Annotated in this window: 16 protein-coding genes; 5 read left to right on the forward strand and 11 right to left on the reverse strand. The window is 75.4% G+C overall.

The genetic code is table 11. The features are described 5' to 3' along the window. The 8 genes from Sdagh_RS34320 to Sdagh_RS34355 all read right to left on the reverse strand — a co-directional run bounded on the left by Sdagh_RS34320 (position 1) and on the right by Sdagh_RS34355 (position 11,439). Positions 1-1,029, reverse strand: coding sequence for an iron-containing redox enzyme family protein (locus Sdagh_RS34320; protein WP_189414122.1), 1,029 nt, complete (start codon positions 1,027-1,029; stop codon positions 1-3). Between the two features lie 118 nt (positions 1,030-1,147). Beyond that, positions 1,148-1,330: a hypothetical protein gene (locus Sdagh_RS34325; protein ID WP_189414123.1), complete on the reverse strand. Its 183-nt coding sequence runs from the start codon at positions 1,328-1,330 to the stop codon at positions 1,148-1,150. Positions 1,331-1,362: 32 nt separating this feature from the next. After that, complete coding sequence (locus Sdagh_RS34330) at positions 1,363-2,370, reverse strand: Ppx/GppA family phosphatase (RefSeq protein WP_189414124.1); 1,008 nt, start codon at positions 2,368-2,370, stop codon at positions 1,363-1,365. Between the two features lie 80 nt (positions 2,371-2,450). Further along, on the reverse strand, positions 2,451-5,267 hold the full coding sequence (locus Sdagh_RS34335; protein ID WP_189414125.1) for an NHLP bacteriocin export ABC transporter permease/ATPase subunit: 2,817 nt from the start codon (positions 5,265-5,267) through the stop codon (positions 2,451-2,453). Between the two features lies 1 nt (position 5,268). Next, a complete protein-coding gene (locus tag Sdagh_RS34340) occupies positions 5,269-7,491 on the reverse strand; it encodes an NHLP family bacteriocin export ABC transporter peptidase/permease/ATPase subunit (RefSeq protein WP_190076467.1) in 2,223 nt (740 codons plus the stop codon). Further along, a complete protein-coding gene (locus Sdagh_RS34345) occupies positions 7,488-8,294 on the reverse strand; it encodes an HlyD family efflux transporter periplasmic adaptor subunit (RefSeq protein ID WP_189414127.1) in 807 nt (268 codons plus the stop codon). The genes Sdagh_RS34340 and Sdagh_RS34345 overlap by 4 nt, the downstream gene beginning before the upstream one ends. Before the next feature lie 114 nt (positions 8,295-8,408). Continuing rightward, on the reverse strand, positions 8,409-8,624 hold the full coding sequence (locus Sdagh_RS34350; protein WP_189414128.1) for a type A2 lantipeptide: 216 nt from the start codon (positions 8,622-8,624) through the stop codon (positions 8,409-8,411). 637 nt (positions 8,625-9,261) lie between these two features. After that, positions 9,262-11,439, reverse strand: a complete 2,178-nt coding sequence (locus Sdagh_RS34355) for a PP2C family protein-serine/threonine phosphatase (protein ID WP_372478493.1) — start codon at positions 11,437-11,439, stop codon at positions 9,262-9,264. Positions 11,440-11,627: 188 nt separating this feature from the next. Here Sdagh_RS34355 and Sdagh_RS34360 point away from each other — a divergent pair, with 188 nt between their 5' ends. The 3 genes from Sdagh_RS34360 (at position 11,628) to Sdagh_RS34370 (ending at position 15,386) form a co-directional block, all read left to right on the forward strand. Further along, positions 11,628-14,111 (forward strand): SpoIIE family protein phosphatase, encoded by a 2,484-nt coding sequence (locus Sdagh_RS34360; protein WP_190076468.1) that lies wholly within the window; start codon positions 11,628-11,630, stop codon positions 14,109-14,111. Between the two features lie 59 nt (positions 14,112-14,170). After that, the gene (locus Sdagh_RS34365; protein WP_189414130.1) at positions 14,171-14,350 is read left to right on the forward strand and encodes a hypothetical protein; all 180 of its coding nucleotides are present in this window, start codon (positions 14,171-14,173) and stop codon (positions 14,348-14,350) included. Positions 14,351-14,582: 232 nt separating this feature from the next. Beyond that, positions 14,583-15,386, forward strand: coding sequence for a class I SAM-dependent methyltransferase (locus tag Sdagh_RS34370; RefSeq protein WP_189414131.1), 804 nt, complete (start codon positions 14,583-14,585; stop codon positions 15,384-15,386). Positions 15,387-15,455: 69 nt separating this feature from the next. Here the strand turns inward: Sdagh_RS34370 and Sdagh_RS34375 are convergent, their stop codons facing one another. Next, positions 15,456-16,040 carry an isochorismatase family protein gene (locus Sdagh_RS34375; protein WP_189414132.1) on the reverse strand — a complete coding sequence of 195 codons (585 nt, stop codon included), beginning with the start codon at positions 16,038-16,040 and terminating at the stop codon, positions 15,456-15,458. A gap of 55 nt (positions 16,041-16,095) precedes the next feature. Then, positions 16,096-16,557 (reverse strand): MarR family winged helix-turn-helix transcriptional regulator, encoded by a 462-nt coding sequence (locus tag Sdagh_RS34380; RefSeq protein WP_190076469.1) that lies wholly within the window; start codon positions 16,555-16,557, stop codon positions 16,096-16,098. Positions 16,558-16,692: 135 nt separating this feature from the next. Here Sdagh_RS34380 and Sdagh_RS34385 point away from each other — a divergent pair, with 135 nt between their 5' ends. Both Sdagh_RS34385 and Sdagh_RS34390 read left to right on the forward strand, forming a co-directional pair. Continuing rightward, positions 16,693-17,229, forward strand: coding sequence for a metallophosphoesterase family protein (locus Sdagh_RS34385; RefSeq protein ID WP_189414134.1), 537 nt, complete (start codon positions 16,693-16,695; stop codon positions 17,227-17,229). Between the two features lie 126 nt (positions 17,230-17,355). Then, entirely contained in the window at positions 17,356-17,640 is a 285-nt protein-coding gene (locus tag Sdagh_RS34390) for a hypothetical protein (RefSeq protein WP_189414135.1), read from the forward strand. Positions 17,641-17,705: 65 nt separating this feature from the next. On the opposite strand, the gene Sdagh_RS34395 is transcribed toward Sdagh_RS34390, so the two are convergent. Beyond that, positions 17,706-19,451: an ABC transporter ATP-binding protein gene (locus tag Sdagh_RS34395; protein ID WP_190010591.1), complete on the reverse strand. Its 1,746-nt coding sequence runs from the start codon at positions 19,449-19,451 to the stop codon at positions 17,706-17,708. Between the last annotated feature and the right edge of the window lie 84 nt (positions 19,452-19,535).

Consider the following 19,535-nt stretch of genomic DNA (forward strand, 5'->3'; position numbering starts at 1 on the left):
TCAGGAAGTATGAGCCGCGCTCTCCCGGACCGCGTCCTCCTCCAGCGGGGCGCGCAGCGAGGAGCGGCCCGCCCGCCACTCGGTGAGCAGCCGCGCGGCCAGCAGGTCCTCCACGTGTCCCGTGGCGTCGATACCGAAGACCACGTCCGGGGCGAGGTGCGGCTCCTCCTCCAGCAGGCCGCCGATCACCTCGTGCCGGACGACCTGCTCGTGGACGGCGTCGGCCTCGACGTGCTCGTCGTAGAAGTGCTCGGCGGCCGGTCCGGCGCCGGTGCGGCGCATCGCCTCGGCGAGCCGCCGGGAACCGGGGGAGGAAGTGATCTCGACGGCCGCGAAGTGGCCCACCAGGGCGCCGCGCAGGGACCGGTGCAGTCCGAAGAGGGACATCATGTTCACCGTGGCGAGCGTCTCCGCGGACGCCGCGTCCAGGTAGCGGCCGTACGTGGTGTCCAGGCCCAGGTCGGTCATGAGGTCGGCGAACAGCCGGGCGTGCACCCGGTCGGCGCGTCCGCCGCCGTACTCGTCGAACTCCACCGCCGCCATGCCCGCCTTGGCCCGCCCCCACAGCCGGGGCAGCACCCAGGCGTGCGGGTCGGCCTCCTTCAGGTGGTACAGGGAGCGCTGGGCGGCGTACTCGCGCAGGTGCCACAGCTCGCCCTTGTCGCGCAGGAAGTGACTGACGCCGGTGCCGTCGACGGGCTCCACCAGCAGGTCGGCGACGGCGTCCTCGACCGTGTCGTGGACGCGGGTGCCGGCCCGCAGGGCGGCCAGGAAGCGCTCCTCCAGGGCCGCGCGGAAGCGCAGCAGGCCCGGGTCCCACTCCAGCTCCGGGTCGACCCCGGCGAAGCCCCGGTAGTGCAGTTCGTAGCACTGGTACAGGGCGAGCTGGAGGTCGTCGCCCCAGGCCGGGACGGACGCGGTGGCCTCGGGGCGGGGGAGCGGGCCGGTGCCCCGCAGGTGGTCCCGGACGGCCGCGGAGAGGGGGCCCCGGGGGGACGGCAGTGATGGTTCTTCGCGGTCGGTGTGCATGGGGTGCCGGGTACCCCGGAAGGTTTCGCGCATCCCCCAGGGGGCGGGGCCGAGGTGGGCGGCTGGTGCGCGACCAGCCCCCACGGCGCCCGTCGCCGTCCCGCGGCGCTCGGGCCCCTCACTCGTGTCCGGACTGCTCCTGCGCCCCCGTGTTGGGGGAGGTCGCGTCGCCCGCCTCGCCCCGGTGCCGCCGCTCCCGGTCCGACTCCGGATCGCGCGTCTCCGCCTCCTCGATCTCGCGCATGACCTCCTCCAGGGCCGTCTCGGGCTGCTTGCCGCCGTTCTCGCCGCTCTGGGACATGAAGGGTTCCTTCCTCGTTCGGTGCTCGGTGATCAGTGGGTGGCCGCGGCGAGACGCAGGGGCACCGGACCCGGTGGCGCCGGCTCCTCGTTCTGCCGGACGACCTCCGCCCACCAGCCGGGGCCGTCCTCGATGTGCCGCAGCAGCACCCCCTCGCGGATCGCCCACGGGCAGACGGTCACCGCGTTCAGGCCGGTCAGCTTCATCGCCGTGTGGGCGATGACCGCGCCGGCCAGGCTCTGCCCGGCGCGCGGCGCGGAGATACCGGGCAGGCGGGCCCGTTCGGCGGCGGGCAGCGCCGCCAGCCGGCCGATCGCCCCGCGCAGGTCCGCGCAGCGCAGCTCCCGCTCCACGAACGGGCCCTGACGCCCGGGCGCGGCACCGCACAACCGGCCCAGCTGCTGAAACGTCCGCGAGGTGGCCACCGCGGTGCGCGGGCCCTCCCAGCGGATGCGGGCCGCCGCGTCCCGCAACTGGTGCCGCACCCGGCGGCGCAGCGCCCGTATCGCCTCCGGGGCCGGCGGGTCCTGGTCGGCGAGGAACTCGTGGGTCAGCCGGTTCGCGCCCAGCGGCAGCGAGGCCACGAAGTCCGGCAGCCGGCCGCGGCCGAACGCCACCTCCAGGGAGCCGCCGCCGATGTCGAGCAGGGCCAGCGGACCGGACCGCCAGCCCATCCAGCGCCGCGCGCCGAGGAAGGTCAGCTCGCCCTCCACCTCGCCCGGCAGCGTGCACAGGGCGACGCCCGTACGCTCCCGGACGGCGCGCAGCACCTCCTGCCGGTTGGGCGCGGCCCGGACCACGGCGGTCGCGAACGCCAGGGGTTCGGCGGCGCCCCAGCGGGCCGCGGTCCGGCCCGCCGCGGCGACCGCCTCCACCAGCCGCTCCACCGCATCCTGGGGGACCGGGCCGCCCGGTCTGACGTCCTGGGAGAGTCTCAGCCGCCATTTGGCGGTGTGCACCGGCAGCGGCACCCCGCCGTCGGCGTCCGCCACCACCAGTCGGACCGTGTTCGACCCCACGTCCACCACGCTGATACGCATGCTGCCGCAGGTACCCAGTTACGGCCGCGATCAACGTCCGTCACCCAGGGTTGGCCTGCCGGCAACCTTCCCGTGACCGGTCAGGCGAGCTGGCGCCGGACCAGTTCGCGCAGCCGGCCGCCGGTGTCGGCGAGCAGCGCGGCGGGCGGACCCTGCTCGACGACGCGGCCGTTCTCCATGACGACCACCCGGTCGGCGTCCAGCACGGTGGAGAGCCGGTGCGCGATGACGATCCGGGTGGCGTCGAGCGCCTTGGTGGACTCGATCACCGTGCGCTGGGCGGCGTTGTCCAGGGCGCTGGTCGCCTCGTCGAGGAAGAGGAGCCGCGGCCGGCGGATCAGCGCCTGCGCGATCATCAGCCGCTGGCGCTGCCCGCCGGAGACCGATCCGCCGCCGGAGACGACGGTGTGCAGGCCCATCGGCATCCGCCGGATGTCGTCACCGAGCCCGGCCAGCTCCGCCGCCGCCATCACCTCCTCGGGCGAGTACGGTTCGCTGCCCCGGATGACGTCCATGAGCGAGCCGGTGAACGGCTGGGCGTGCTGGAGCACCACCCCGCACTGCCGCCGCACCGCCGACGGGTCGAGCGCCGCGAGGTCCTGGCCGTCGTAGAGGACGCTGCCGGAGAGCGGGCGGTCGAAACCGATCAGGAGCCGCAGCAGGGTCGACTTGCCGCAACCGCTGGGGCCGACGATCGCGACGAACTCGCCCGGGCGCACGTCGAGGGAGACGTCGTCCAGGACCAGCGGGCCGTCGTCGGCGTACCGGAACGACAGCCGCCGTGCCTCCACCGCCCCCGACAGCGGCCCCGGCCGGGTGCTGCCCGCGCGTACCTCCGGTGCCGCCTCCAGCACCGGCTCGATCTCCTCGAACAGCGGCAGCGCGGCCACCGCCGAGACGAACGCGCCGGTCAGCTGGGTGACCGAGGTCAGCAGCAGGGTCACCGAGGTGTTGAAGGTCAGGAACTGGGCCGCCGACATCGCACCGCGCGCCGGGCCCGCCAGCAGCATGAACATCAGCAGCGTGCACAGCGGCAGGTGGACCGCGCCGAGCACCGCGGTGAGGTTCTTGACCCGCCCGGCCTCGCGCTGGAGTTCCCGGCTGCGCGCGAACTCCCCGGCCCAGGCGGCGTACGCGTGGTTCTCGGCCGCCGCCACCCGCAGCTTGGGCAGGCCGCGCAGGGTCTGGTACGCCATGTCGTTCAGCTTGTTGGTCAGCGCCACCAGCCGCCGCTGCCGGCGCACCTGCCACAGCCCGAGGACGAGGAAGACCGCGGCGACCACCCCCAGCATGCCGAGCGCCGCCAGGGCCATCGGCACGCTGTACCACAGCAGCAGCGCCAGGTTCACCGCGCCGACGGTCACCGACTGCGCGACCGTCGGGCCGACCCCGGCGAGCAGCCGGCGGATCTGGCTGATGCCCATGGCGGCACTGGCCAGCTCACCGGTGGACCGCCCGGTGAAGAACGCCGTCGGCAGCCGCAGCAGCCGGTCCCACACGGCCGGCTGCAAGGCGGCCTCGATCCGGCCCTCCAGGCGCAGCACGGTCAGGTTCTGGAGCAGCGTGAAGGCCGCCGCCACGACACCGCCGAGCAGCACCGCCAGACACACCTGCCCGATCAGCCCGGTCTGCGCCCTGGGCACGTACTCGCCGAGCACCTTGCCGGTGGCGACCGGCACCAGCGCCCCGACCGCCACCGTGACCAGCCCGGCGAGCAGCAGCCGGCCCAGGTCGGCACGGGTGCCGCGCAGACAGAAGCGCAGCAGCCCCAGCGGGCCGGGCCGCCGGTCCGGCAGCGGCCGGTAGAACATCACCGCGCGCGGCTCGAACTCCCCGGCGTTCGCCTTGCCCACCGGCGTCCGGCGGCCGGTCGCCGGATGCACCGCGACATAGCCGCCGCGCTGCCACAGCAGGGCCACCGGCGCGCCGGACAGCGCCCGGTGACCGACCAGCGGCCCGGTGTCCTCCCGCCACCAGCGGCCCTCCAGCCGCACCGTCCGGGTCCGTACCCGTGAGGCCAGCGCGACGCGTTCCACCTCGTCGAGGCGGTCGCCCTCCGCGCCGCCGCGGGCGGGCTCGGCGAGGGTGATCCCGGCGGCGCGGGCGACCAGGTCGCAGGCCGCGTACGTGGCGTCCACGTCGGCGGCCGTCGGGCGCCGCCCGGCCCGCCCGCCGAGGGAGGCGAGCAGCGTCCGGTCGGCCCGCGCGCCGGCCGCCTCACCGGCCTGGACACCGGCCGCGGTCCGGGACTCGTGGGTGCGCTCCAGCTCCTCGATCCAGCGGTCCAGCGTGGTCAGCAGCCGGTACTGCTGGTCGACCAGGGACTGCCACAGCGCCGGGTCCATCAGCAGGCCGTCCGCCGCCGGGCCGCCGTACTCCGTGCCGTACCGGACACTGCCCGGCGGCACCCGCATCCAGAACACGTCGTCGTCGGCGGGGGCCGCCGCGCCCCCGGCCGCCGTCGGCGCCTGGAAAAGCACGGCCAGACCCCGGCCGACACCGAGCGCCAGGGCGTACTCCAGCGGGCCGGCCGCAGGCGGCACGTGGTGCGGGGTGCCCCACTCGTCGTAGGACCAGGTCCCGGTGGCCGCCGGCTCGTACAGCTCGCGCAGTTCGACGCGGCGCACCACGCAGTCGCGCAGCGGGCGGGCGAGCAGGGTGTGCCGGGGTCCGGCGACCGGGCCGAGCAGCAGCGTGCCCGCCGCCAGCCGGCCGAGGTGGTGCCAGGTGCCCCGCTCGGCGGCGTCCACCGCGAACAGGTCCACGGCACCCGCCGCGACCACCCACAGCACCTGCGGCCCCTCCAGGTCCAGCCGGGTCAGGCCCGCGCAGTCCACCGGCGTGCCGAGCGCGCCGAGCGCGCCGAGGACGACGTCGCCCTCGTGTACGTCGGTCATCTCACCGCTCCCTGACCAGCGCCGCGTACGCGCCGCCGCGCGCCACCAGCTCCTCGTGCCGGCCGCGTTCGACGACCGTGCCCCCGGTGAGGACGACGATCTCGTCGCTGTCCCGGACGGTGCTCAGCCGGTGTGCGATCACCACGCAGGCGCAGCCCCGGCGGCGCAGGTTGTCCATCACGGTCTGCTCGGTCTCCGCGTCGAGCGCGCTGGTCACCTCGTCCAACACCAGGACGCTGGGGCGGCGCACCAGGGCACGGGCGATCTCCAGGCGCTGGCGCTGCCCGCCGGAGAAGTTCCGGCCGTCCTGCTCGACCCGGCCGCGGATGCCGCCCGGCCGGCGCATCACCACGTCGTACAGCGCCGCGTCCCGCAGCGCCTCCACCACCGCCTCGTCGGGCACGGACGGGTCCCACAGCGCCACGTTGTCCCGCACGGTTCCCTCGAAGAGGAAGACGTCCTGGTCGACGAAGGAGACGGAGGCCGCCAGCGCCCCGCGCGGAATGTCCGCGAGGCGCTGCCCGTCGATCCGGATCACCCCGTCCCACGGGGCGTACAGGCCCGAGATCAGCCGGGACACCGTGGACTTCCCGCTGCCGGAGCCGCCGACCAGCGCCACCTGCTGTCCCGGTCCGACGGTGAGGTCGAAGCCGGTCAGCAGCGGCTTGTCGAGGGGGTTGTAGCCGAAGGAAACGTTCTCCAGCTCGATGTGGCCGCGCAGCCGGCGGGTCGAACCGCCCGCGCCGGGACGGCCGTGCAGCGAGTCGGCGCCGAAGTCCTCCACGTCCTTCAGCCGGGTCACGTCGGCGGCGAAGTCCTGGATGCGGCCCGCGACGCCGTTGAGCCGGGTCAGCGGCGCGGTGAACCGGGTGACCAGCGCCTGGAAGGCGACCAGCAGCCCGACCGAGAGATGGCCCTCGACCGCGCGCAGACCGCCGATCCACAGGATCAGCGCGCTGTTGACGGTGGCCAGGGCCGGCGCCACCACCCCCAGCCAGGCACCGGGCACCCCGAGTCGCTGCTGCTCCTCCAGGGTGGTGGCGTGCTGCCCGGCCCACTTGCGGAAGTAGCCGTCCTCGCCGCCGGTGGCCTTCACCGTCTCGATCAGCTGGAGCCCGGTGTACGCGGTGGTGGTCAGCCGGGCGGTGTCCGCGCGCAGCTTCGCCGTACGCGTCGCCCGCAGCCTGATCACGACCCGCATGGCCACGATGTTCAGCAGCGCCACCCCGATGCCGACGAAGGTGAGCTGCGGGTCGTAGGTGTACAGCAGCAGCGCGTAGAGGACGACGACCACCGCGTCCACGCCCGCCGCGGCCAGGTCCCGGGCGAGGGTCTCGGCGACGGCGTCGTTGGACTGGAGGCGCTGCACCAGGTCGGCCGGGCTGCGCTGGGCGAAGAACGTCACCGGCAGGCGCAGCAGGTGCCGCAGGAAGCGGGCGCTGGAGAGCGTGGAGGAGATCAGGCGCCCGCGCAGCAGATTGCCCTGTTGCAGCCAGGTCAGCACCAGGGTGAGCAGCACGCACGCCGCCATGGCCGCGAACAGCACGCCGAGCAGCGAGGTCTGCCCGCCGATCAGGAACATGTCGACATAGGTACGGGACAGCGCGGGCACCGCCGCGCCGACCAGCACCAGCAGCAGACTGGCCAGCACCGCGGCGGACAGGGTGCCGGCGGTGCCGCGCAACCGGGCCGGCAGGGCGCCCAGCACGCCGGACCGGCGGCCACCGGGGCGGAAGTCCGGGCCGGGTTCCATGGTCAGGACCACGCCCGTGAACGAGCCGTCGAACTCCTCCAGCGGGACGAACCGGCGCCCCTCGGCGGGGTCGTTGACGAAGACGCCCCGGCGGCCGAGGCGGCGGCCCATGCCGTCGTAGACGACATAGTGGTTGAACTCCCAGAACAGCACGGCCGGGGCCGTGACCCCGGCGAGGGCGGCCAGGTCCATCTGCATGCCCTTGGCGGTCAGGCCGTGACTCCGGGCCGCCTTCAGCACGTTGCTGGCGCGCGAGCCGTCGCGGGAGACCCCGCAGGCGATGCGCAGTTCCTCCAGCGGGACGTGCCGGCCGTGGTGCCCGAGCACCATCGCGAGGCAGGCGGCGCCGCACTCGACGGCCTCCATCTGGAGGACGGTGGGGGTGCGGACCGTCCGCGTCCGGGCCCTCGGCACGGCGCGGCGCGGCGGGGCGGCGCGGCGGCGGCCCCGGCTCCCGGTCGCGGCGCTCACGGCAGCAGCCAGTCGACGGGGTGCTGGTCGGCCAGCCGGATCGACGCGGTGGCCGTGGTCATCGAGGTGAGGGCGAACGGCGGCCCGGACGCGGACGACCAGGCGTACCCGCTCCTCGTGCCGGCGGACCGGTCGAGGCGCACGGTCACGGCGACCGGTCTGCCGTCCTTCGTGAACTGCTCGCCGAGCCGGCCGTCACCGAGGAAGGCGGCGATCTGCTGCGCGGACTGCGCGGTGCGGTCCACGGCGGTCACATGGCCGCGCAGTACGCCGTACTCCTGGGCCGGCACCGACGGGAGCGTCAGGTCGACGGCCGCGCGGTCGGGGATCGCGGCGGCGTTCTCGGCGGGGACGTACACGGTGGCGCAGAGCGGGTCGCCGGCGTGGGCGACCTTCTCCACGGCGGCGACGTCCGCGCCGGTCGTCAGGATCTGCCCGACGCTCGCGGCGAGCGCGCTGACCCGGCCCGCGGCGAGGGCGCGGACCACGCTCTCGCCCTCGGCGGTACGGACCTTCAGTACGGGGGCGTCGGCGGCGAGCCGCTCGCCCTGCCGGGCGACGACGGCGGTGACCTGCCCGGCGACGGGGCTCTGGAGCAGGTAACTGCCCTGGCCGTGGGTGAGGACGGCCGGCGCGTCGACGGTGGCCGTCACCGACCCGGTCACCGCCCACACGGAGGCGGCCGCCATCACGAGCACGGTGACGGACAGTGCCAGCCGGCCCTGGGGACGGGCGAAACGCACGGGGAGGTCCAGCTCCTCGGGCGACTGGAGCTTGGCGAGGGCCTGTCGGCGGAACTGCACGGGGAGGTGTCCAGGGGAGGGAAAGAGGCTGAGGGAGAGCCGGGGGAGCGGAACCGGGAAGTCCCGGGGCCGCCGGGGAAAGCGGCCCCGGGACTCAGGGGTACCGGGGCGCGGTCAGAGACCGGCGACCAGGCCGGTGACCGGCGCGGTGTTCAGGCCGGTGACACCCTCGACCGTGTTGACGGCGGTGTTGACCAGACCGGACACCGGGGCGATGCCGTCCACGAGGCCGGTGACGGCGCCCACGGCGTGCACGCTGAGGCCGCCGGAGACGTTGTCCAGCTCGGCGTCGGAGATCTCGGTGGTCTCGACCTGGGGGGTGGAGTTCATGGGGGAACTTCCCTTCGTATAGCCATTTCACAAGGGGGGAGCGGCCCCCTCTGGGGACAGACGACGGCCGCGACCGCGGGTGCCGGGCGCCCCGGTCCGGAGCGTGCGCGGCCCCCGCGGTGTGAGGGATCAAAGCACGCCGCCCGACCGGGGTTCCACTCAACCACCCCCTACGACCAGGCAACTTGCCCCGAAGGCCGGTCCAACCGTGCAGGCCCGCGCACGGCTTCGCGCACACTTCTTCACACCTCGCGCAGCATCCCCCGGGCCTCTCCCTTGCCCCCGCCCCGGAGAATCCGGCACACCTCGCCAAAGACGTGCGCGGGGGCGCGCGTTTGTGCAGAACCTCCAACGGGGGTGACCGTGATGGGCATTCGATGTGCAGATTCCCTGAAGCGCTGGTTCCGCTTCAGGGCCGGAACGGAACGTCACCGGTCGATCGCTTTCCGTGTCGGCGATGCCGGTGGTGCCGGTGGTGCCGGTGGTGCCGGTGGTGCCGGTGGTGCCGGTGGGTGGCGATGAACGCCATGCGCGCTTCCCCGTACCTCGCTGCCGGCCCGGCGCCCCCCGGGCCCAGGAAGGCCCGGCGGCCCCGTACGGCCCCGGCGGCCACGCCACCGCGTCGATGCCCTGACCCTCACCCTGGACCTGAGCTTGAGACCCGGCCGTTGCGCTCCCGCGCCCGCAGCAGCAGTACGGCGATGTCGTCCGCGCGTTCCTCCCCGTCCGCCGCGTGCCCGACCAGCCGGTCGGCCAGCTCGTCCAGCGGCAGGTCGCCGGCCGTGGCCAGCCGCCGTCCCAGGGCGGCCAGGGCGTCGTCCGGATCGACGCCAGGGGTCTCCACCAGACCGTCGGTGTAGAGGACGAGCAGCGAGCCGGGGGCGAGGTCGATCTCCGTGGCCGGGTACCCCGCCGAGGGGTCGATGCCCAGCAGCGGGCCCCCGGCGGACCGCAGCACCCGCACCTCCCCGTCGGGCCGGCGCAGCAGCGGCGGCGGGTGCCCTGCGCGGGCCAGCACGGCCCGCCCGCTGCCCGGCGTGAGACGCAGGTACAGACAGCTGGCGAACAGCTCGGTGCCCAGGTCGATCAGGAGCCGGTTGGTGCGGCGCATGACCTCCTCGGGGGCCTGCCCGGCCGCCGTGTAGGCGCGGACGGCGGTGCGGACCTGCCCCATCAGCCCGGCCGCCGTCACGTTGTGGCCCTGCACGTCCCCGATGACCGCCGCCGCGCCGCCGCCGGTCGGCACCAGGTCGTAGAAGTCGCCGCCGATGTCCATGCCGCGCGTCGCCGGCAGATAGCGGGCCGCCGCCTCCAGGCCGGGCAGCGACGGCAGGGTGTGCGGCAGCAGCGCCGCCTGGAGCCCGTGCGCGAGCCGGTGCTTGGCGTCGTACAGCAGGGCGCGGTCCAGGGCCTGCGCGACCAGCCCCGCCAGGCTGGTGAGCACCGCCCGCTCGTCGGTGGTGAAGGAGTGCGGCGCGTCGTAGGCGAGGACGCACGTGCCCACCGGCCGCCCCGACGCGATCAGCGGGAGGAACGCCCAGGCCGCGAAGCCGTCCGGGGTCTCCTCCCGCAGCGGGTACCGCCGCCGCAGCTCCTCGAACGACTCCAGGAACACCGGCATCCCCGTCCGCAGGACCTCCGTGCCCGGCGTCGGCTCGGTGAGCGGCATGCCGTCGAACCGCTCGACGGCCCGCGGTTCGGCGTAACCCCGGTGCCCCAGGACGCGCATCCGTCCCGCCCCCGAGCCGAGGACGGCGAGGGCCTGGGCCCCCACGGTCGGCGCTATCTCGTCGGCGACCAGCTGCACCACGTCCCGCACCCCCACCGCCTCGGCGAGCGCCCCGGTCAGGCTCACCACCTGGGAGAGGGAGACGAGCCGGGAGGGCGTGTCGACGGCCGGCGGCACGGTCCGGGCGGCGGCCTCGCCGTCCTCGTCCCGGGACGGCGGGCGGGTCCGGTCGACGCGGACACTGAGCCCGGTCCGGCTCGGATACAGCCGGAAGGACAGCCGGTCGCCGGACGGCCGGGCCGCCACGAACGACGTGGGGTGCTGGCCGAGCAGCGCGGCCCGGTAGCGGTCCTCGTACGCCGGGTCCGCCAGCCACGGCACCGCGGACCACAGCCGGTCACCGGTCAGCCGGCTCACGGGGACGCCGAGCAGCCCGGCGGCCGCCGCGTTGGCGAAGCCGACCCGCCCGTCCAGGTCCAGCGAGCACAGCCCGTACGGCAGCCGCGCCACCATCCGCACGGCCTCCAGCGCGCCCAGGGTGCCGGGCAGACCGCCCACGGCCGGGGCGGCGAGCAGGTCGGGTTCGGGGTGGACCGGCAGGTTCGACCGGGCGGCCCGCTCCAGCCGGACGGCGAGCCCGTCGCAGGCCGCCGCCAACCGCCGCCGCTCGTCCTCGGACAGCTCCGAGGAGCGGGAGGGCCAGGTCAGGAAGACCGCGCCGTACGCGGCGGTGGCCGTCGCGACCGGCAGCGCCGCCATCGCGAAGGGGTAGGGGAGCACCACCGCGACCCGGGGGTAGCGGCGGGCCATCTCCTCCTCACCGCCGATCCACACCAGCCGCCGCTCGCGCAGCGCGTCCGCCACCGGGACCCGGGCGTGCAGGGTCACCCGCTCCCAGGGCGCCGCGAACGCCCGGGGCAGCCCGGCCATCACCGCCATCTCCAGCACCGGCGGGTCGGCGGCCAGCAGGTACAGCGCGCCGGACTGCGCCTGGGTCGCCTCCATCATCGAGGTCAGCGCGAGGGAGAGCACCGGCCCGCCCGCCGACACCGGTACGGACGCGGGCCCGTCGACCACGCCCACCACCTCCTCACCGACCGCGCGCGGGGCGCCGGGAGCACCGACCGCTTCCCCCCGGACCCGGCCTCCCCGCTACCCAATCTCCTCCTCGACGGCGGGTCGCGCACGGTGAGGGAGCGCCCGGCGGCCGGGGCCGTCGCGGCCGTACGCGCACAGGGGCTGCGCGGGGTCCGTACAAGCGCTGTAATGGCGGCGTGACCAGTGAGGGTGCCGTGGACCCCGGAGCGGGAGCCGTGGGCCGCGCGGCGGGGACGGAACGGGCCGCGAGCGCCCTCGAGGCGGTCCTGTCCGGCACCGATCCGGGCGACCGGCTGCGCCGCACCCTGGAACAGGCCCTCGTCTTCGCCGGCGCCTCCTTCGCCGCCCTCTACACCCCCGGTGAGGACCCCGGCCTGCTGTGTCTGGCGGAGTCGGCCGGCGTACCCCGCACCCTGTACGGGCTGCGCGACACCTATCCGGCCGACGGCGACACCCCCGTCGCCGGTGCCCACCGCGACGGGCGCCCGGTCTGGCTCAGTCCGGCCGAACTGGCCGGGTACGCCGCCGCCCGGCGGGTGCCGGCCGGCGGCTTCTCGCTCGCGGCACTGCCGCTGCCGGAGGACGGCGGCAGCCTGCTGGCGGTCACCGAACGGCCGGACGGTTTCGGCACCGGCGGACGCGCCGTCCTGGAGCTGGTCGCCGAGGCCGTCGTCCGTCCCGCGCCGGCCACCGCGGCCGAGGGCGGCGAACTGCCGCCCGACCTGTTCGCCCTCGCCATGGACACCGGCCGGGTCGAGGCCGGCGACGACATCCTCGGCCTGTTCGGCCTGGCGCCCCGGGAGTTCGACGGCCGGATCGAGACGCTGCTGCGGCTGACCGTGCCGGAGGACCTGCCCGCGCTGATGTCGGTGGTCGAGGCCGACCACATGTCCCTGGGCGAACGGGAGCTGGAGTTCCGGGTCCAGCGCCCCGGCCGGGCGCCCCGCTGGCTGCGGCTGCGCGGCCGGATGCTGCCCGGCGGCGAGGGCCGGCCCGCCCGGCTCGTCGGCACCGTCGCGGACGCCGCCTCCGTCCGCTCCGACGTCACCGACGTCGCCCGGGTCCAGCGGCTGGCCGCCGCGCTGGCCACCGCGGGCACCGTCCGCGAGGCCGGCCAGGCGGTGGTCACCGCCCTGCGCGGCCCGCTGCGCGCCGACCGCATCGCCCTGGCCGGCCTGGAGAACGACCGGCTCGTGGTCACCGTCCTCGACCCGCCCGACCCCGAGGCGTGGCCCGAGGTGTGGCGGACCGAATGGCGCACCGAGTGGCCCGACGCCCCGGTCCGGCACATGCCGACCCTCGCCGCGGCGCTGCGTGACGGCCGCCCCCGGATCTGGCCGGCCGGCGCCGACGCCCTGGAACCCGCCCTCGCCGATGTCGGCCCCGGCGGCCTCGCCGTGCTGCCGCTGCCCGCCGGCGACCGCGCCTGGGGCATCTGCCTGATCGGCTGGGACGGCCCGCACGACTTCGGCGCGGACGAACGCGCCCTGCTCACCGCCTCCGCCGGGCTCGCCGGACAGGCCCTGACCCGCGCCCACGCCTTCGACGCCGAGCACGAACTCGTCGGCATGCTCCAGCGCCAGCTGCTGCCGCGCCGCCTGCCCGACCTGCCCGGCGCGAGCGCCGTCGCCCGCTACCTGCCGAGCACCGCCGGACTCGAACTGGGCGGCGACTGGTACGACGTCGTCCCGCTGCCCGACCACCACGTCGCCCTCGTCATCGGGGACGTCCAGGGTCACAGCGCCGGCGCCGCCACCCTCATGGGCCAGATGCGCACCGCCCTGCGCGCCTACGCCGTCGAGGGACACCCGCCGGACGTGGTCGTCGCCCGCGCCAACCGGCTGCTGGTCGACATGGAGACCGACCTCTTCGCCACCTGCGGATACGTCGACCTCGACATGGAGGAGGGCACCGCCTGGTGCGTCCGGGCCGGGCACCCACCGTGGGTACTGCGCCATCCGGACGGCCGGACGGAGCGGGTGGAGGTGGAGGGCGGTCCGCCGCTCGGCGTGGTCGCCCAGGCAGAGTTCCCGATGAGCCCCCTCGGGCTCGGCCCCGGCGCGCTGCTCGCCCTGACCACCGACGGCCTCGTCGAATCGGCCGGCACCGACCTCGACGCGGGCCTGGACCGGCTGGCCCGCGCGCTCTCCGCCGCCGACCCCGCCCACCTCGACCTGGTCGCCGACGCCCTGCTCGACGGCGCCGGCCGCAGCGACGACGTCGCCCTGCTGCTGGTGCGCTACGACGGGATGGCGCTGCGCCCGCTGCGCGAGAGCTGGACGGTGTGGCGTGTCCCCGAGGCGGTCCGGCACGCCCGTCGCTTCACCCGGCGCGCCCTGCGCGCCTGGCGGGTGCAGGACGGCGGCGTCGACACGGTGCTGCTGGTCGTCTCCGAGCTGGTCACCAACGCCCTGGTACACACCGACGGCCCGGTCCGTCTCGACCTCACCCTCCTCGGGGGACGGCTGCGGGTCGCGGTCGCCGACTCCTCGCCGCGCACCCCCGCCCGGCCCACCAGCATCGGCTGGGAGGCCACGGGCGGGCGGGGCATCCTGCTCGTCGAGGCGACGTCCGCCGCCTGGGGGACGCTGCCGGTCAGCGGCGGCAAGCAGGTGTGGAGCGAGATCCAGGTCGGGCCGGTGCCTCCCGGGGATGTTTGACCGGTGGCGTGGGGGGCACCCGGCCCCGGTTCGACGAGCAGAAGGAAGTGGATCCTCAAGTGACCACGGACACCAGCGAGAAGACCGTCGACCGGCGTCCCGAGACCGGCTGGGCCGAGGCCCGCCGCCGGCGCGGCACGGTCCCGGTGCGCACCTGGGTGCCCGCCGTCGAGGAGACCGGCGCCCCGCGCACGGCGCGGACGGGCCCGGAGGCGAACATCGTCCGGGGCGAGGACTGACCCGACGGCGACGACGGCGAGCGCACCGGCGCGGCGACTTCCTCGCCGCGCCTTCTTCATGCCCGCGTCGATGAACTAACGTTCCGTTCACCCGGATCGACAGCAGGGTGAACCGGCTGCCGACTCCGGTGCCGTCCGGCCGTCCCGGCGGGGGGAGTTGGGGATCTCGGCGCCCGCTCCCGCCGCGTCCGCCACGGCACGAGGCTCTTCCTCTCGTCCGCAAGGAGTCCAGTTGAAACGCCACGAGTTCCTGCGGGAACTGCACAAGGTCAGCGCCAACCGCAACTACCTGGAGATCGGTGTCAACGACGGCCGCAGCCTGCACCTGTCCCGGGTCCCCAGCATCGCGATCGACCCCGCCTTCAAGGTCGTCTCGGAGCTGAAGTGCGACGTCCACCTGGTCAAGGCCACCAGTGACGACTTCTTCGCCCGGAAGAACCCCCTCGCGCACCTCAGGAGCGGACGCCACCCGCTGCGCAACATGCGCCGGGGCCGTTCCCTGACCGGCTACTGGCGCCGGACCACGCTCGACCTGTCGTTCATCGACGGCATGCACCTCTTCGAGTACGCGCTGCGCGACTTCATCAACGTGGAGAAGCACTCGGACTGGTCCAGCGTGATCGTCCTGGACGACATGCTGCCCCGCAACGTGGACGAGGCCGCCCGCGACCGGCACACCGACGCCTGGACCGGCGACGTCTACAAGATCACCGAGGTGCTCACCCGGTACCGGCCCGACCTGGTGACCGTCCTGGTGGACACCCAGCCGACCGGCCAGCTCCTGGTGTTCGGCGCGGACCCGGACAACACCGTGCTCACCGACAAGTACGACGAGATCATGGCCGAGTACCTGGTGGACGACCCGCAGAAGGTGCCCGAGGCGATCCTCGAACGGTCCGCGGCGGTGCCGCCCGAGGCCCTGCTGCGGGCGGGTTTCTGGAACCGGATGGTCAAGGCCCGCAACCTCGGCCTCGGCCGCTCCCGCGGCTGGGAGCCGCTGCGCCGCGCGGTGGAGCAGGTCGGCGTCAGCCGCTGACTGCCGCGCGCCCGCCGGGGGGCGGACCGGTCACCGCTCTGCCCCCCCTCGGGCTTTCCCGCCCGGCGCTCAGCCGTGCGTCCTGCCGAGCAGTTCCAGGACCTCGTCCGTCGTGCCGGTCTCGCCGAGCTGCGGGAAGACCCGCTCCACGCTGCCCCGGTGGCGCCGCTCGTCCAGGTCGCTCATCGCGTCGGTGACGAGGGTGACGTGGTAGCCGTGCTCGTGGGCGGCGCGGGCGGTGGACTCCACGCCGACGCCGGTGGCGATGCCGGTCAGCACGATCTGGGTGACGCCGCGGCGGCGCAGCTGCACATCGAGGTCGGTGCCGTGGAAGGCGCCCCAGTTGTGCTTGGTGACGGTGATGTCGCCGGGGTGCCCGGCCAGTTCGTCCACGATGACGTCCCAGCCCTCGGGGCGGGGAGCACCGGAGCCGGCGGTCTCGGTGCGGCCGGGGGGCACGTCCGCGCCGTCCGCGCCGAAGGAGACCCGGACCAGCACGACGGGCAGCTTCCGGGCTCGGAAGGCGTCGGCCAGTTCGGCGCTGCGGGCGACGACCTCGGCGCCGGTGTGCGGGGCGACGGGCGCGGCCACGATCCCGGCCTGGAGGTCGATCACGACCAGGGCGGTGCGGGGGTCGAGGGTGGTGAGGGTCATGGGGGCGGGCCTTTCGGTGGTGCGGGGTGCGTGTGTCCGTGGTCCGGGGAGGGGCTCAGGGCCGGGTCAGCCGCTCCAGGAGGGCGAGCGCGTCGAGGACGGTCCGCCGCTCCTCCTCGCTGTACCGCTCCTGGAAGGCGCGGGCCAGCCATTCGCCCCGCGCCTCCCGGTCGCCGGCCACGCGGGCGCGGCCCGCGTCGGTGAGGGCGACCAGGTGCCGCCGGCCGTCGTCCGGGTCGGGCGTACGGCGGATCAGCCCGTGCTGGGCGAGGGCGGCCAGGGTCGCCGCCATGGACTGCGGCCGGACCCCCTCGGCGGAGGCGAGCGCGCTGGCCGTGGCGGCGCCGTGCTTGCCGACCAGGGTGAGGGCCGACACCTGCGACGGCGTGAGGTCCTCGTCGCGGGCCACCTCCCTGATCCGGCGGCGCAGCCGGCTGAACACCACGGACAGGTCCCGCGCGGCGCGGCTGGCGGAGTCGGGGATGCCCTCGGGGGGATCGGCGGCTTCGGTGCTCATGGACCGACCCTAGGAACGACAGTCGGAACTGTCCAGCCGAGGCTGCACAGTTTTACCTGTCCATGCCCCGGCCCGTGCCCCTTCCCCTGCCGGGGCCGGAGGGCCGGTGCGGCGTCGGGCGCCTAGGCTGGCCGGGTGCGCCTGCTGATGATGTCCGACACCCATCTGCCCAAGCGGGCGCGGGAACTGCCCGCGCCGCTGCTGGCCGAGGTGCCGGAGGCCGACGTCGTGATCCACGCGGGGGACTGGGTCGACACGGCCACCCTCGACCTCCTCCAGGGCCGCGCGCGCCGGCTCCTCGCCGTGTACGGCAACAACGACGGGCCCGCGCTGCGCGCCCGGCTGCCGGAGGTGGCCCGCGCCGACCTCGGCGGCCTGCGCTTCGGCGTCGTCCACGAGACCGGCCCGGCCAAGGGCCGCGAAGCGCGCTGCGCGGCCCGTTTCCCCGACCTGGACGTCCTGGTGTTCGGGCACAGCCACATCCCGTGGGACACCACCGCCGGCACGGGGCTGCGGCTGCTCAACCCCGGGTCGCCCACCGACCGCCGGCGCCAGCCGTACTGCACGTACCTCACCGCGACCGTCACCGACGGCCGGCTCGACGCGGTCGAACTGCACCGGCTGCCCCCACGCGGCCGTCCGCCTGGACCGTCGGCACCGACCAGCTCCTGACAGGCCGTGCCGGGCTCCGGGCGGGACGGGCGTCACCGCGCGGGGAAGCGGCCCGGCACTGCGCCTGACGGGTGAGGCGGGCGGAGCGGCCGTGTCCGCCCGGCGCCCGGCCGCGTTGCGCACGGCATGACCTCCACACGACGATTCGTCGCCGCCGCCGGACTCGCCGCCACCGTCACCGGCCTCGCCGCCGTACCGGCGAGCGCGGCCGACACGGGCGCCCGGGAGACCGGTGGTCTCAGCGTGCTGCGCACCCTCGACTCCCTGGCCACCGGCGACCTCCCCGCCGAGCACCGGGACGAGATGCTGCGCCCCTCCGACCAGATCCGCAGGCTCAGCGACCTCAACCAGCTCCAGCAGGTCGTCGGCCTGGTCTCACCGGTCTTCGGCGTGGTGCCGGCCTTCGGCTGACCCCGCTTCCCGCCCGCACCCCAGGAGGGCCGCCCGGACGTCCGGGCGGCCCTCCCGCGCGCTGCTCAGCCGCCGGCCGCCAGGAACTGGGTCGCCGCCAGCTCCGCGTACAGCGGGTCCCCGGCCACCAGCTCCCGGTGGGTGCCGACCGCCCGGACCCGGCCCGCGTCCATCACCACGATCCGGTCCGCCGTCGTCACCGTGGAGAGCCGGTGCGCGACCACCAGCACCGTCGTCGTACGGGCCACGTCCGCGACGGTGTCCCGCAGCGCCGCCTCGTTCACCGCGTCCAGCTGCGAGGTCGCCTCGTCGAGCAGCAGCAGCCGGGGGCGGCGCAGCAGCGCACGGGCGATCGCGACGCGCTGGCGTTCGCCGCCGGACAGCTTGGTGCCGCGGTGCCCGACCAGGGTCTCCAGGCCGTCGGGCAGCCGGGCCACCAGCCCGTCCAGCCGGGTCGTCCGCACCACCCGGGCCACCTCGTCCGCGTCCGCCTCCGGGCTGCCCAGCAGCAGGTTGTCCCGCAGCGAACCCGACAGCACCGGGGCGTCCTGCTCCACGTACCCGATCGCCGCCCGCAGCTCCGGCAGCTCCCAGTCGGCCACGTCCCGGCCGTCCACCGCGATCACGCCCGACTCGGGGTCGTAGAACCGCTCGATGAGGGAGAAGACGGTCGTCTTGCCCGCGCCGGACGGACCGACGAACGCCGTCATGCCGCGGGCGGGCACGGTGAACGTCACGCCGTGGTGGACGTACGGCAGGTCGTCGGCGTAGCGGAAGCGGACGTCGCGGAAGGAGACGGCGGCCGGCCGTGCGCCCGGCGCGGGCAGCGGCACGGCACGCACCGGCGGCTCGGCCGGCAGCCGCAGCGCCTCCTGGACGCGGACCAGGGCCGCCGCGCCGGTCTGGTACTGCGTGACCGCGCCGATGACCTGCTGGAGCGGCGATATCAGGAAGAAGACGTACAGCAGGAACGCCACCAGCGTGCCGACGTCGACCGCGCCCGTGGCCACCCGCGCCCCGCCCACCGCGAGCACCGTCAGGAAGGCGACCTGGATGGCCAGCCCGGCCGTGTTGCCCGCCGCCGCCGACCACTTGGCGGCGCGCACGCTCTGCCGCCAGGACTCCTCGGCCGCGCCGTGCAGCGCCCGCTCCTCACGGGCCTCCGCGCCCGACGCCTTCACCGTGCGCAGCGCGCCCAGCACCCGTTCCAGCGCCGCGCCCATCAGACCCACGGCGCGCTGGGCCTCCTTGGTGGCCCGGTTGATCCGCGGCGCGATCAGCCCGATCACCACGCCCGCGCCCGCGATCACCGCCACCGTGACACCGAGCAGCACCGCGTCGACCAGCCCCATCATCACGACGGTCGCCGCCAGTGTGAGCCCGCCCGTGGCGAGCCCGACCAGCGACTCGGAGGTGACCGTGCGCAGCAGCGTGGTGTCCGAGGTGATCCGGGCCATCAGATCGCCCGGCTCGCTGCGGTCCACGGCCGCTATCCGCAGCCGCAGCAGATACGAGGAGAGGGCGCGCCGCGCGCCGAGCACCACCGACTCGGCGGTCCGCCGCAGCACGTAGGCGCCGAGCGCGCCCACCACCGCGTTGACGACCACCAGCGCCGACATCGCCAGCAGCGCGCCGGTGACGGCCCGTTCGTGCGCCAGGTCGTCGATCAGGCCGCGGGCCACCAGCGGCAGCAGCAGCCCCGTCGCCCCGGTGAGCAGCGACAGCACGGCGCCGCCCAGCAGGGTCCAGCGGTGCGGCCGTACATAACCCAGGAGCAGCCGCCAGGCGGGCGGCGGGGCGGTCTCGGTCATCGGCGGGTGCTCCTTCGGCGGGTCGGCGCGACGACTCAGGCTACGTCGGTGTCCGACGGCGATCGGTTGCGCGTAGGGTCGGCG

This window comes from Streptomyces daghestanicus, assembly GCF_020521275.1.
Lineage (GTDB): Bacteria > Actinomycetota > Actinomycetes > Streptomycetales > Streptomycetaceae > Streptomyces > Streptomyces griseoviridis.